Source organism: Streptomyces sp. MUM 203J, from assembly GCF_022414595.1.
Lineage (GTDB): Bacteria > Actinomycetota > Actinomycetes > Streptomycetales > Streptomycetaceae > Streptomyces.
Window position 1 is genome coordinate 1 of sequence record NZ_JADWYO010000025.1, and the last position, 12991, is coordinate 12991.

Genomic DNA, 12991 nt, shown 5'->3' on the forward strand with positions numbered 1-12991 from the left:
GGCGGGACCCGCGGCCGGGGCGGAGGGCTCGGGCGGGGGCCGCGCGACGGACCCGCGGGGCCACGGCCCCGGTGCGCTCCCCGGGTCCGGGGCGGCCTCCGGCCCGGCGGGGCGCCCGTGGGTCCGGCCCGCCGGCCTGCTGCTCGCCATCTGCGCGTACGTCGCGCTCTTCGTACCCCTCGGGTTCGTGCTCTCGACGACGCTCTTCGTCTTCGGGACCGCCTGGTACCTGGGGTTCGCGAACCACCGGGTGAGCCTGCTGACCGGCGCGGGCGTGGCGCTGGTGCTGTACCTCGCGATGTCCGAGGGGCTCGACGTGGCCCTGCCGACCGGGCCGCTGCCCTTCTGAACCGGAGACGGACGGACCAGTCATGGATGCTCTCAACGGACTCGTCGACGGCTTCGGGGTGGCCCTCACCCCGGCGAACCTCCTGTACGTCTTCCTCGGCGTGCTCATGGGCACGGTCATCGGCATGCTGCCGGGCCTCGGCCCGATCAGCGCGATCTCGCTGATGATCCCGATCGCCTTCACGATGGACCCGGTCTCCGCGATCATCATGCTCGCGGGGGTCTACTACGGCGCCATCTTCGGCGGCTCGACCTCCTCGATCCTGCTCAACGCGCCCGGCGTCGCCGGTACGGTCGCCACCTCCTTCGACGGCTATCCGATGGCCCGCCAGGGCAGGGCGGGCAAGGCCCTCGCGGTCGCCGCGGTGGCCTCCTTCGCCGGCGGCACGGTCGGCGTCGTCGGCCTGATGCTCGTGGCGCCCTCGCTGTCGGCCGTGGCTGTGAGCTTCGGGCCCGCGGAATACTTCTCCCTCATGGTCCTCGGCCTGACCGCCGTGGTCTCCCTCGCCGGGGGCAACCTCACCAAGGGCCTGGTCTCCGGCACCGTCGGCGTGATGATCGCGCTCGTCGGCATCGACTCCCAGACCTCCACACAGCGTTTCACCTTCGGGCGGATCGAGCTGTTCGAGGGCGTGCAGTTCCTGATCGTCGCGCTGGGCGTGTTCGCGCTGGCCGAGGTGTTCGTGATGCTGGTGAACGGCGGCAGGGGCACCGGCCGGGAGGGCACGATCACCACGCTCCGGCTGAACCGGCGGGAACTGAAGGACATGAGCGGCCCGACCGCGCGCGGTTCCCTGCTCGGCTTCTTCACCGGCGTCCTGCCGGGCGCGGGCGCGACGGTCGCGAGCTTCCTCTCGTACTCCTTCGAGAAGCGGCTCGCGAAGGACGGGGCGACCTTCGGCAAGGGCAACATCAAGGGCGTCGCCGCGCCCGAGTCGGCGAACAACGCCGCCGCGGTGGGATCGTTCGTGCCGCTGATGACGCTGGGCGTGCCCGGATCCGGCACGACGGCGGTGCTGCTGGGCGCGCTGCTGGTGCTCGGCGTGCAGCCGGGGCCGCTGCTGATGAACGACAACCCGGACATGTTCTGGGGGGTGATCGCCAGCATGTACATCGGCAACATCGTGCTGCTGATCCTCAACCTGCCGCTGATCCCGCTGTTCGCGAAGGTCCTGAAGACCCCTCGGAAACTGCTGCTGCCGCTGGTCGTGGTGTTCTGCGTGGTGGGGGTGTACGGGCAGTCCTTCAGCGTCTTCGACCTGTGGCTGCTCGTCGGGTTCGGCGTGCTGGGCTTCCTGATGCGGGCCAACGACTTCCCGGCGGCTCCGCTGATCCTGGGGCTGATCCTGGGCGGGCTGATGGAGAAGTCCATGCGGCAGGCGCTGCTGATCTCTTCCGGTGACTTCTCGGTCTTCGTCACGAAGCCGATCTCCGCGGTCCTGCTGGCGCTGGCGGCGGTGTCGGTGCTGGCCCCGCTGTACGGGGCGTGGCGGCGGCGCCGTACGGCTGCGGGGCCGGGCGAGGGGGAGGGAGCGGCGCGGGAGCGGGTGAGTGCGTGAGGCCTTGCCTCGCCGCTCCCGAGCCCTGGGAGGGCTACGGTCTCCCCGACTCGGGAACGACATGTGGAAGCAGGCCGACCGACGTCGGCGAGCAGCCACCACTCTAACGCCGGGGCAGAGTGGGTCGGCAAGTCCGAAGGGTCAAGACATACGCCAGCGTTGCGCCTTGGTCGCGCAGCGCCCGCGTTGCGCGCGGGGTGAAATCTGCCCGTCGGTGAGGGTGTCGCCCCGCCCCTCCCCCCAGGGGTTTCGCTGAGCACGCTCACTGACTATGCTCATCCAGCATGTGGGAGGAAGCCGACACAGACGACCGGACCTCCGTATCTCCCCCCGGCGGGGTACGGCAGGAGCGCAAACGGCAGACCCGGCGGGCGCTGCTCGCGGCGGCGCGGGAGGTGCTGGGACGCAGGGGCCTGAGCGGGCTGACCACCCGGGAGGTGGCGGCCGAGGCGGGGGTGGCCGCGGGGACGTTCTTCGTGCACTTCCCGGACGTCAACAGCCTCGTCGAGACCTTGCTCGACGAGCACATCGAACACGCGATGGCCGACGCGTGCGGCACGCTGCCGCCGTCGGCGGACGTGGTCGGGCGGCTGGTGCATGTGGCGGGGCGGATGTACGACAGCTACGACCGGGAGCCTGAGCTGTCCCGGCAGTACCTGGCGGCCTCGCTGTTCCCCGCCGGGCCGGGCGGGGTGAGCGCGCAGCGGGTCGCGGAGTTCCGGGAGTGGGTGGCCGCGGAGCTTGCGCGGGCGGAGAAGGCGGGCGAGATCCCGCCGGTGGATGTGGAGCTGGCGTTCACAGCGTACTTCTCGCTCTACTTCGCGCTGCTGGTCCGGGGGTTGCGGGGGGAGATCGGCCGGGACGGTCAGGTGCGGATGCTGGACGAGACGCTGCGGCGGATCCTCGGGGCGGGAGGCAGGTCGTGAAGGCTCTGGTCGTCGGAGGCGGGATCGGCGGACTGACCGCGGCGATCGCGCTGCGGCGTGCGGGTCATGACGTGACGGTGGCCGAGCGGAGCCCGGCGTTCGCCCCGGCCGGGGCGGGGATCATCCTGGCCCCGAACGCCACGGCCGTCCTGGCCGCGCTCGGGGTGGACCTGACAGAGCGCGGGCTGCCCCTGCCCGCGCTGGACCTGCTGTCCGCCGACGGCCGCCTGCTGCGCCACACGAACCCGCGCGAAACGCCGTCCGACCTGGGCCCGAGCCTGGCGCTGACCCGTACGGAGCTGCATGCGGCGCTGCGGGAGGCGCTGCCGGAGGGGGTGCGCGTGGTGCACGGTGTGACGGTCGACTCGGTGCGGGAGGGCGAGCGCGGGACGGTGGCGGTGAGGATCGCGGATGCCGGGGCGCCCGGTGCGGATGCGGCCCCGGCCGCCCCGGCCGCAGGGTCGCCCGCCGTGGCGGGACTCGGCCCCGACGCGTATGACGTCGTCGTGGGGGCGGACGGGGTCCGCTCCGCCGTACGGGCGGCGTGTGTGGGGCAACAGCGGCTCCGCTACAGCGGGGTGACGTGCTGGCGGGGGCTCACCGGCAATCGCGCCGGGCTCGGGAGGGCCTTCGAGTCCTGGGGACCCGGCACCAGGATCGGCGCGGTGCCGCTGCGGGACGACCGGCTGTACTACTTCCTGGTGCGTAAGGCGCCACGGCGTGCCCCGGACCTCACCTGGCCCGGCGGTTTCCGGCGTGCCTTCGCCGGACACGGAGGCGAACCGGGCCGGTTGCTGGACGCGTTGACGGAGGCGCCGCCGCTGCACCACGACCTGGAGGAGCTGGACCGGCCGGTGTGGGGACGGGGCCGCGTCCTGCTGCTCGGGGACGCGGCCCACGCCATGACGCCGAACCTCGGGCAGGGCGCCGCGATGGCCATCGAGGACGCGTACGCGCTGGCCCGGGCGCTGGCACCGGGCGCGGAAGGCGCCCTGGCGCGGTATGCGGCGCTGCGGCACCGGCGGGTACGTGCGGTGCAGCTGACGTCCCGGCGCCTGGGGCGGGTGGCGCACTGGCGCGGGCCGGTCGGACGGCTGCTGCGGGAGACGGGACTGCGGGCGCTGCCCGACGAGTTGACGGAGCGCCAGTTCGCGGCGCTGGTGGACCCGGCGCGGGAGCTGCTGCGCGGGTAGGCCGGGGAACGGGAGGGAACGCCGGGTGGGCGCGCGGGGAAACCCCCGTGCGCCGGTTCGCCGGAGATCCTTCTGCTCACCCTCTGGGCGGACGACCTGGCATGGGGCAGGCTGTGCCCATGAACCTGGCCATGGACGCGAAGGACCGCCTGGCCTGCTGGCCGGCACTGTCCCGCGGACGCGCCCGCTGCGGAACACCGGACTGCCTGTGCTCCGGCGGCGCGGAGATAGTCCACTTCCACGGCGACAACGAAGCCGACGTCCACCTGACCCGCCCCCTGGTCGCCCGCCTCGGGCCCGCCCTCCGCCGCTGTACGGCCCTGCGGCTGTCCCCGGCGTCCGGCTGGGTCACGGTCCGGCTGGAGACCGGCTCCGACATCGACATCCTGGCCACACTCGTGAGCGCGGCCCTGATGGCCTCCGGAACCGCCCGCCCCGGCGAACCGGCCCTGCCCTGCTCCCGCCACCGGAGGGAGTGACCCCCGGGGGGCTCGGGACGCGCCGCGGCGGGCCACGCCCGGCGGACCCCTCCCCCCTCCTCGCCCCTTCCCTCCCACTCCATCGATCTATCGATGGGCGTCCCCGCCGCTCGGCGGGGACACCGCCCCCGAACCTCCCGCTCCGCGGACTCGCCGAGTCCGTCGAGCGGGACCGCAGGGGCGCCCCGCTCACCCGTCCGCGTTGACCGGGGCGCTCGCCGGCCAGGCCCCGGCCGTGCACGCCCGGTGACCGCGCTGCCCCTCGCGACGGTCGGCACCTCGGCGGCGCCCGCCCGCGTGGTCCGCGTCCTCGGCCGCCCTGACCTGCCGGTCCAGGGCTGACCGGCTCCCCGGTTACGAGCCGCCGCCGGGAGGCGGCTCCGACGGGGGCGAAGAGGGCGGCGGCGGCGACCGCAGCACGGAGAGACGCCGACGGTACTCCTCCTCGTCGATCTCTCCCCGGGCGAACCGTTCCGCCAGCACCTGCTCCGGCGAGGGGCTGCCCACGGCGGGCGGCGGCGGTGCGGGCTGCTCGCGCGGAGTCCGGTTCAGGCTGCGGAACAGCAGGACGGCGACGGCGATCACCAGCACCCAGAACAGCACCATCCCGGTCCCCATGAGCGTCCAGCCCCAGCCGGTCATGCCGTGATCGTGCACATACATCGTGTGGCCTCCGATCCCTCCGACGCGTGGTCGAGCGAGACATCACGCTCAGTGTCCCTCCGCGGCGTACCCCGAGGCGAGGGACGTACGGCCCGGACAACGCCCCCGACGTCCCCGGCCGGCCTCCCCGCCCCGTCTCCTCGACCCGACCGCCGCCCCGCGAGGGCGAGCGGGCCCGCCGCTCCCGGCCCGACCACCCCCGCGGTGACGAGCTGCACCCGGTGGTCCGGCACGGCGACCACGGCCGTGCCGATCCCGGCGGGCGCGTACAGGCGGGTGTGCGCGGTGGCCGCGCCCCGCCCCGGCAGGGCGTCGGGCGTCTCCCTCCGCACGACGGTCGACGCGCAGGGCAGGCCCGGCCCGACCGCGAGGCTGCCGCCCAGGACGCTGGAGGCCAGGGCGTCGCGCCGCCCACCGCGTCACCCCGCTGACCCGCCCGGGTGTGCGTCGTGCGGTGCTGAACCTCGCGTACACGACGCGGGGCCGCCAGGGCGCCACGAGTCCCTCCGCGGCGCTGCGGTACGACGCCCCGTCCGGCTGACCCGGTCCGCGTGCCGGGCCGCGGGGCCCATGGCCGCCGACGCGCCCAGCAGGAGCGCGCCCAGCAGCAGCCAGCCGACCGGTCCCCAGGTGATCAGCAGGGTCGTCGCCACCACCGGGCCCAGGGTGCGGGCCACCGGGACCCCGGAGCCGAAGAAGCCCTGGTACTGGCCGATCCGGTCAGGCGGGGCGAGCGAGAAACCGATCTGCCACGCCCCGGCCGAGTGCTGCATCTCCGCGACGACCTGGAGCGCCGCCCCGAGCAGCAGCACGGCGAGCGCCGCCCACCCGGGAAGGCCGCCCGCCGCCGTGGTGGCGAAGACCGCGCAGGACGCGAGCATCACGGCACCCGACCGGCGCACGGCACGGGCCGCGGTCCCGATGCCGGTCACGGCCCTGGCCACCCGCACCTGAAAGAGCGTCACCGTCAGGGTGTTCAGCACGAACAGCGCCGACACCGTCCAGTCCGGCGCCGCCGTCCGCTGGGCGATCCACAGCGGCAGTGCCAGGCTCAGCAGCGGCATCCGCAGCAGCAGGACCGCGTTCAGCAGCGTGACCAGCGCGTACGGCCGGTCGCGCAGCACCGCGAGCCGCGGCTCCCCTCGTACAGCCCTCCCGGTCCCCGCCACGCGAGGCAGCCGTCGCAGGACCAGGGCGCAGGACACGAAGCACAGCGCGTCCAGGGCGAAGACGGCGAGGTACGCCTCCCGCGTGCCGGCGTGCAGGGCGAGCCCGCCGAGTCCGGCGCCGACGGCGAGTCCCGCGTTGAGGGTGGCCTGGAGCCGGGCCAGGACGCCCGTGCGGGCCGACGGTTCGACCAGCCCGGCGAGCAGCGCCTGCCGCGCGGCGGCCAGCCCGCACTGGGCGGTGGCGTACAGGCAGGCGGCGACCAGGAACGGCACGAACGCGCGGATGAAGAGGAAGGCCGCGACCGTGGCGGCGGTCGCCAGCGCCAGCGGTACGGCGGTGCCGCGCGGCCCCCGGCGGTCGGCGAGCTGCCCGAGCGGTACGCCCGCGAGCGATCCCACGCCCCAGGCCACGGTCAGCCCCAGCCCGATCTGCTCGGCCGACAGCCCGACGACCTGCGAGAAGTACAGCGCCGAACAGGTGTAGAAGGCGCCGTCGCCGACGGAGTTGCCGAACTGCGCGACGGCGAGCAGCCGGGGCGCGCCGCCGCCCGGCGCGGGACGCGGAGGGGGTGTGGACATGCGCACGACGCTAGAGGTGTGATCACCCGCCGCCCTGGGCCATTTCGGCCCCGGCTCCGCGGGCCAATCCCGCCTCCGGCTCCGCGGGCCGATCCCGCTCACGGGGGCGGGGGCCGGCCCCCGCCCCCGTGTATGTGAATCTGGAGGGACGGCGGTCGGCCGGACAAGGGGGAAGAGTGACGGCGATGAGTCGGGTGGTGCTGTACAGCGAGAGTTCGTGGAACCCGCTGGCGCGGACGGTGGAGCTGGCCGAGGACGGGCTGCGGGTGGGCGGCAGGAGCATGCCGCTGGCCGAACTGAACCTCGCCGCCATGGCGGAGGCGTACACGCGCGGGCGCTGGCTCGGCGGCGGCGGGGCCGAACGCCCCCTGGAGCGGCTGGCGGACGGGCCCGGGATCGTGCCGGTGACCCGGATCACCGGGACCGGCAGGCCGGTGAAGGCCCGGCGCGCCGCCGAACTGGCGCGGTCGCTGGGAGAGCTGGCGGTACGGAAGTGCGGCGGGCCCGAGCAGGTCGCCTCGCTGGCCGCCCGGGCCCGGGCCGAGGGCGTGCCGCTGTGGATCGCGCGGCGGTTCGCGCAGGGTCCCGCGGGGCCGATCGCGGTCGCCGTGGAGCGGCGCCTGGTGCGGGTGGACGTCTGGGGGCCGCATGCCCCCGCCGTACGGCTCCGGGCACCGCACGGCGGCTACCGCGGCGACGGCCCGTACACCGCCGGGGGCCTGCGGCTGACCGTCGGAGAGGCCACGGCGGAGCTGACCCTCCGCCGCAGGCTGCGCAAGTCCAGAAGCGCGGTCGAGGTGCGGCTGCCGCAGGGGCACTGGGTGCTGCGGCGCGAGAACGCGACGGCCTCCCGGCTGCTGCGCGACGGTCGCCCGGTCGCCCTGCTGACCCGCCCCCCGCGCCGCCCGCGTCCCGCACCGGACACGGTCCTGCTGCCGCTGGCGGACGTCCGGTACGAGAGCCCCGACCCGCTGGACGCGGTCCTGGCGCAGTTCTGCGCCGTGGCCTTCGGCCTCGGGGACGCGACGGGCACGGCGAGGTTCCGCGAGGAGGGCCGGCCCATCGGGGAGAGCGGCGAACTGGCCGTCACCGACGTCCAATGGGACCGTCCCTGGTTCAGCAACCTCGGCACGACGTCCGACGACAACGAGTCCGGCGCCGGTGACGGCTGGGGCTCGGACGGCGGCGACGGCGGCGACGGCGGGGGTGGCGGTGGCGGCGACGGCGGCGGTGGCGGCGACGGGGGTGGCGGTGGCGACTAGCGGGTGTGCAGTGGACCGGGCCGGGCTCCGGGCCGGGTGCGTCCCCGCTGCCGGTGAGCGGGGTCCGGTGCGGGCCGCGATGTCCGGTCGGCGGCCGGGACATGCGCGCGGCGACGGTCGCCAGGGCCGTCGGCGGCCTGATCCGGTCGGCGTTCCGCGAGGTCACGCGGCGGGCGGTGAGGAGGACCGGCGGTCCCGCGACATGCGGGCCGCCGGTCGCGCGGGCATCCCAGGACGGGCCGGTCGCGGGCCCGCACGGATGCGGGCCCCGGTCACATCTCCAGGAGTCTGCGCTTCTGCTCCTCGAACTCGGCCTCCGTGAGCACACCCTGGGCCTTGAGGTCACCGAGCTGCTTCAGCTGCTCGAACTTGCCGGACATGTCGGGGGCCGACGGAGCCGGGGGCGGTTCGGCACGGGCCTGGGGCGACGGCCGGCCGGGGGGCGGCGCGTCACCCTGGTAGCCCTGCTGCGCCGCCCAGCGGCCCTGCTGCCGCTGCGTCACACGGTTGGACACGGCGGTCGCCGTTCCGGCGACGACGGCGGTGCGGGCGACCCCGCGGATGAGACCTGGCATGACTGTCTCCCTTCTGGCGCCGGCTCCACGACCGGCGCCGGCGGCCGCTGTTCAGCCCGCGGACTCGGTCGCGTCGAGGGCGGCGACGAGGGCCTGCACCGGGATGCGGCCGGAGGCGACCATCCTGGCGCCGCCGCGGCGCAGGGCGGCGGCGAACGGCGCGGCCCACACGTTCTCGTAGACCAGGATGCCGGCGGAACTGCCGGGCTCCAGCACGGCGGCCGCCTCCTCGACGTCGTCCCGTCCCAGAAGCCCTGACGACGCGCCCTCGAAGACGGCCAGGTCCAGTTCGCCGTCGCCGGTGAGGTCCGCGATCTCCAGACCGGTCACGGACCCGTCCTCGTCCTTCCTGACGAACGTCAGGTCCAGGATCCGGATGAGTCCGCGGTCCACGAGGTCGACGAGGAGGGGGAAGCCCTCGCCGGTCATGCGGTTGCCGGGGAACTCGACGACCAGGTAGTCGATCGGGCCCACTTCCTCCAGGCCCGCCTCTTCGAATGCGTCGGTCATGGCATCACCTTCTGCGGCTCGCGGGTGTGTCCCCCCGGACCTCGCCCCATTGCAGCACCGCCCCGCGGGCCCCGCACCTCGGTGGGACTTCACCCGCCTGGTTCGCCCGGCTCGCGCGGGCCGCGCGGGACGGATCTGCTGGTGTCCATGAGCGACAGCGGTGAGAACCGGCTCTCGGCTGGAGAACGCGGCGAGCTGGAAGAGCTGCGGCGCCGGGTGGGCGTCCTGGAGGCCGCCCGGCCGGGGGCCCCGCGGCACCACCCGTTCCGCTCGCTCGGCTCAGCTCTGCTGATCCTCGTGGCGGCCCTGCTGGCCCTGCTGTCCGTCGTCGCGGTGTGGGCGAACAGCATCGTGCAGGACACGGACCGCTACGTCGCCACGGTCGGGCCGCTGGCGAGCGATCCCGATGTGCAGCAGGCGGTCACCAACCGGGTCACCGATGTCGTACTGGAGCAGATCGACGTCGGAGCGCTGGTCAAGCAACTGACGGACGCGGCCGCGCAACAGGGTGTCCCGCCGCGGCTGGCCGAACTGCTGGGCGATCTGGACGGCCCGATCGAGAACGGGCTCAGGCAGCTCGTCGCGAGCACCGTGAACCAGGTGGTCACCAGCAGCGCCTTCGAGACCGTCTGGGTGGAAGCCAACCGCCGGGCACACGCGGTGCTGGACCAGGCCCTGACGGGCAGCTCAGACGGAGTGGTCCAGCTGGAGGACGACCAGGTCGTCATCGACCTGGGGCCGATCGTCGCCGACGTCAGGGAACGTCTGGTCGACGCGGGCCTCTCGGTCGCCGCGAACATCCCCGACGTCCGGACGGACTTCGTGGTGTTCGCGTCGGACGACATCGGCAAGGTCAGGACCTATGTGCGAGTGCTGGAACTCCTCGGCGGCTGGCTGCCCGTCATCGCGTTGCTGGTCGCCGCCGCCGGGGTGTTCGTGGCGTTCAACCGCCGGCACGCGCTGATCGGGGCCGCCGTGGCCGTGTTCGTCGCCATGCTGGTGCTCGGCATCGGCCTCACCGTGGCGCGTGACGTCTATCTGAACTACCTGCCGTCCGGGGTGTCCCCGGCCGCCGCGGGCGCCGTGTACGACGCGCTGGTCAGATTCCTGCGGTCCGGTGTCCGGGCGCTCGGTGCGGTCGCCCTCTTCACCGCCGTGGCCGCCTTCCTGGCCGGGCCGTCCCGGATCGCCGTGTTCACACGGACCGGCTGCCGCAGGAGCATCGACGCCCTGCGTGACGTGGCGACCTCGGCGGGCCTGCGCCTCGGCGCGGTCGGGCGGTTCGTCCACCGTTTCAAGTACTGGATCGGGGTGGCCATGCTGGTGGTCGCGGCGATCGTCCTGTTCACCTGGTCCTATCCGACCACGGCGGTCGTGGTGTGGACCGCGGTGATCACGCTGGCGGGCTTCGCGATCCGCGAGTTCCTGGACTACGACGACTCGGCACCGTCCCTGAAACCCCCGGAGTCCCTGGAGCCGCTGACATGACCGACAGCCACCTGGACGGACACGGGGCGCGGCACCGCACCCCCCGGGAGCGGGCCGCGCTCGGCAGGGCGGCGCGCGCCGCCGTACCCCGCTCCGCCCACGCGGAGTTCACGCCGGGCCCGGAACGGCCGGATCCGCTGCAGATCATCGAGCGCCAGTCGGCGGCGCGGCTGCCCGAGCTGGTGCCCCTGCGCTACGGACGCATGTCCGAGTCGCCGTTCCGGTTCTACCGGGGCGCCGCCGCCGTCATGGCCTCGGACCTCGCGGGCACGCCGAGCACGGGCCTCCGGGCCCAGCTGTGCGGGGACGCCCACATGCTGAACTTCCGGCTGCTGGCCTCGCCCGAGCGCCGCCTCATGTTCGACATCAACGACTTCGACGAGACGCTGCCGGGCCCGTGGGAGTGGGACGTCAAGCGCCTGGCCGCCAGTCTCGTCATCGCCGGCCGCGCGAACGGCTTCAGCACCAAGCAGCGGGCCGCGATCGTCCGGGCCACCGTGCGGTCCTACCGCGAGGGCATGCGTGCCTTCGCGGGGATCGGCAACCTGGACGTCTGGTATGCCCAGTTCGACGAGGAATGGGTACGCGGCCGGTTCGGGGCGGACCTGTCCGCGCGGGGCCGTAAGCGCTGGACGCGGGCCGTGGCCAAGGCACGTTCGCACGACACTCTCCAGGCGTTCGCCAAGCTCACCCGGGTGGTCGACGGCAGGCGTCGGATCACCCCCGATCCGCCGCTCGTCACCCCGCTGGAGGACCTGCTGCCGGACGACGGCCGCGGCCGGCTGGAGCAGCAGATCAGGCGGCTGATCGAACGCTACGGCAGGACCCTGCCGTCGGACCGGCGGTTCCTGCTGGAGCAGTACCGGGTGGCCGACATGGCCCGCAAGGTCGTCGGGGTCGGCAGCGTGGGCACCCGCTGCTGGATCGTGCTGCTGCTGGGGCGGGACGACGAGGACCCGCTGTTCTTGCAGGCCAAGGAGGCCGACGAGTCGGTGCTGGCGCCCTACGTCGGGGGCACCCTGTACCCGACGCAGGGGGAACGGGTCGTCGCGGGGCAGCGGCTGATGCAGGCCACCAGCGACATCCTGCTGGGCTGGGAGCGCGTCGAGGGACTCGACGGCCGGCGGCGGGACTTCTACGTACGGCAGCTGCGGGACTGGAAGGGGGTCGCCGTCGCCGAGGACATGGTGCCGCGGGGGATGAGGACCTTCGGGTCCCTGTGCGGGGTGACCCTGGCGCGTGCCCACGCCAGGTCGGGTGACCGTATCGCCATCGCCGCCTACCTGGGCGGCGGCGACTCCTTCGACCGGGCGCTGGTGACGTTCGCGGAGCGCTACGCCGACCAGAACGAGCGGGACCACCGGGCGCTCGTCGGCGCCGTCGCCGCCGGGAGGCTGCGGGCCGAGGCGGGCTGAAACCTCCTCGGCCCGCGGCGGTGCCGGTTCAGTGCAGGATCCTCTCCTTGGCGCGCTGGAACTCGTCGTCGGTGATGTCGCCCCTGGCGCGGATCTCGGAGAGCTTGGCGAGCTGTTCCGCCTCACTCGGGGAGCCCGTCTCCGTGCCCGCGGTCTCGCGGATGTAGTCGTCGAACGCCTGCTGGCGGGCCGCCATGTGCTGGGTCTCGCGTCTGCCCATGCCCCTGCCGCGGGCCAGGACGTAGACGAACACGCCCAGGAAGGGCAGCAGGACCACGAAGATGAGCCATGCCGTCTTGGCGCCCCCGCCCAGTGTGTCGTCCCGGAAGATGTCCCCGATGATCCGGAAGAGCAGGACGATCCACAGAACCCACAGGAAGATCCACATCGCGGTCCAGAACGCTCCGAGGACCGGGTAGTCGTAGGCCAGATTCATGTCACGCTCCTTCTTCCTCGCCGCCGGGCAGCAGGGCCAGCCCGAACGCCTCCTCGATGCCGCGGGCGGCGGTCACCACGCGGGCGCTGCCGACGACGGGGGCGACGGCCACGAGGGTGCCCCGGATCTTCTCCAGGGGCACGCCGATCTCGGCTGCCGCGCCGACGTTGATCAGGTACGAGGCGGGGGAGGCACCCAGGGCCACCAGCGCCGCGATACGGGTGAGCAGGTACGTGTCCTGGTCCAGGCCGGATCGTTCGAACGCGTCGAGCGTCATCTGGACCAGGGTGTCGAACACGGGCGTGTCCGTCCCGTCGGGGGCGCCGTCGCCCCGCGCCCCCGTAGTCGTCCCGGTCATCTCCGGCTCCCTTCGCACGGTCCGCCGCCGG

The 12991-nt window shown here is 74.0% G+C and carries 14 protein-coding genes; 8 read left to right on the plus strand and 6 right to left on the minus strand.

Annotated features, from left to right (window positions below):
• From I3F58_RS15025 to I3F58_RS15045, 5 genes are all read left to right on the plus strand, one after another.
• Positions 1-349, plus strand: a 349-nt coding sequence (locus I3F58_RS15025) for a tripartite tricarboxylate transporter TctB family protein (RefSeq protein WP_240109093.1), incomplete at its 5' end; no start/stop codon positions are given.
• Positions 350-371: 22 nt separating this feature from the next.
• Positions 372-1907, plus strand: coding sequence for a tripartite tricarboxylate transporter permease (locus tag I3F58_RS15030; protein WP_240109094.1), 1536 nt, complete (start codon positions 372-374; stop codon positions 1905-1907).
• 284 nt (positions 1908-2191) lie between these two features.
• Entirely contained in the window at positions 2192-2833 is a 642-nt protein-coding gene (locus tag I3F58_RS15035; protein ID WP_240109095.1) for a TetR/AcrR family transcriptional regulator, read from the plus strand.
• A complete protein-coding gene (locus tag I3F58_RS15040) occupies positions 2830-4026 on the plus strand; it encodes an FAD-dependent monooxygenase (RefSeq protein WP_240109096.1) in 1197 nt (398 codons plus the stop codon). Before I3F58_RS15035 ends, I3F58_RS15040 begins: the two co-directional genes overlap by 4 nt.
• A 119-nt stretch (positions 4027-4145) precedes the next feature.
• The gene (locus tag I3F58_RS15045; protein WP_240109097.1) at positions 4146-4505 is read left to right on the plus strand and encodes a luciferase family protein; all 360 of its coding nucleotides are present in this window, start codon (positions 4146-4148) and stop codon (positions 4503-4505) included.
• Positions 4506-4859: 354 nt separating this feature from the next.
• Here the strand turns inward: I3F58_RS15045 and I3F58_RS15050 are convergent, their stop codons facing one another.
• The gene (locus I3F58_RS15050) at positions 4860-5147 is read right to left on the minus strand and encodes an SHOCT domain-containing protein (protein WP_240109098.1); all 288 of its coding nucleotides are present in this window, start codon (positions 5145-5147) and stop codon (positions 4860-4862) included.
• A 440-nt stretch (positions 5148-5587) separates the two neighbouring features.
• Positions 5588-6916: an MFS transporter gene (locus I3F58_RS15055; RefSeq protein ID WP_240109099.1), complete on the minus strand. Its 1329-nt coding sequence runs from the start codon at positions 6914-6916 to the stop codon at positions 5588-5590.
• A 185-nt stretch (positions 6917-7101) separates the two neighbouring features.
• Between I3F58_RS15055 and I3F58_RS15060 the strand changes: the two genes are divergently transcribed.
• Positions 7102-8178, plus strand: coding sequence for a hypothetical protein (locus I3F58_RS15060; protein ID WP_240109166.1), 1077 nt, complete (start codon positions 7102-7104; stop codon positions 8176-8178).
• A 272-nt stretch (positions 8179-8450) separates the two neighbouring features.
• On the opposite strand, the gene I3F58_RS15065 is transcribed toward I3F58_RS15060, so the two are convergent.
• Together I3F58_RS15065 and I3F58_RS15070 are read right to left on the minus strand one after the other, a co-directional pair.
• Positions 8451-8753, minus strand: a complete 303-nt coding sequence (locus tag I3F58_RS15065) for an SHOCT domain-containing protein (protein ID WP_240109100.1) — start codon at positions 8751-8753, stop codon at positions 8451-8453.
• Between the two features lie 51 nt (positions 8754-8804).
• Positions 8805-9263 (minus strand): DUF6325 family protein, encoded by a 459-nt coding sequence (locus I3F58_RS15070; RefSeq protein ID WP_240109101.1) that lies wholly within the window; start codon positions 9261-9263, stop codon positions 8805-8807.
• A gap of 147 nt (positions 9264-9410) precedes the next feature.
• Here I3F58_RS15070 and I3F58_RS15075 point away from each other — a divergent pair, with 147 nt between their 5' ends.
• Positions 9411-10751: a hypothetical protein gene (locus I3F58_RS15075; RefSeq protein WP_240109102.1), complete on the plus strand. Its 1341-nt coding sequence runs from the start codon at positions 9411-9413 to the stop codon at positions 10749-10751.
• On the plus strand, positions 10748-12166 hold the full coding sequence (locus I3F58_RS15080) for a DUF2252 domain-containing protein (RefSeq protein ID WP_240109103.1): 1419 nt from the start codon (positions 10748-10750) through the stop codon (positions 12164-12166). The genes I3F58_RS15075 and I3F58_RS15080 overlap by 4 nt, the downstream gene beginning before the upstream one ends.
• 28 nt (positions 12167-12194) lie before the next feature.
• On the opposite strand, the gene I3F58_RS15085 is transcribed toward I3F58_RS15080, so the two are convergent.
• Together I3F58_RS15085 and I3F58_RS15090 are read right to left on the minus strand one after the other, a co-directional pair.
• Entirely contained in the window at positions 12195-12602 is a 408-nt protein-coding gene (locus I3F58_RS15085; RefSeq protein WP_240109104.1) for an SHOCT domain-containing protein, read from the minus strand.
• Between the two features lies 1 nt (position 12603).
• Positions 12604-12960, minus strand: a complete 357-nt coding sequence (locus I3F58_RS15090) for a carboxymuconolactone decarboxylase family protein (RefSeq protein WP_240109105.1) — start codon at positions 12958-12960, stop codon at positions 12604-12606.
• Positions 12961-12991 lie beyond the last annotated feature (31 nt).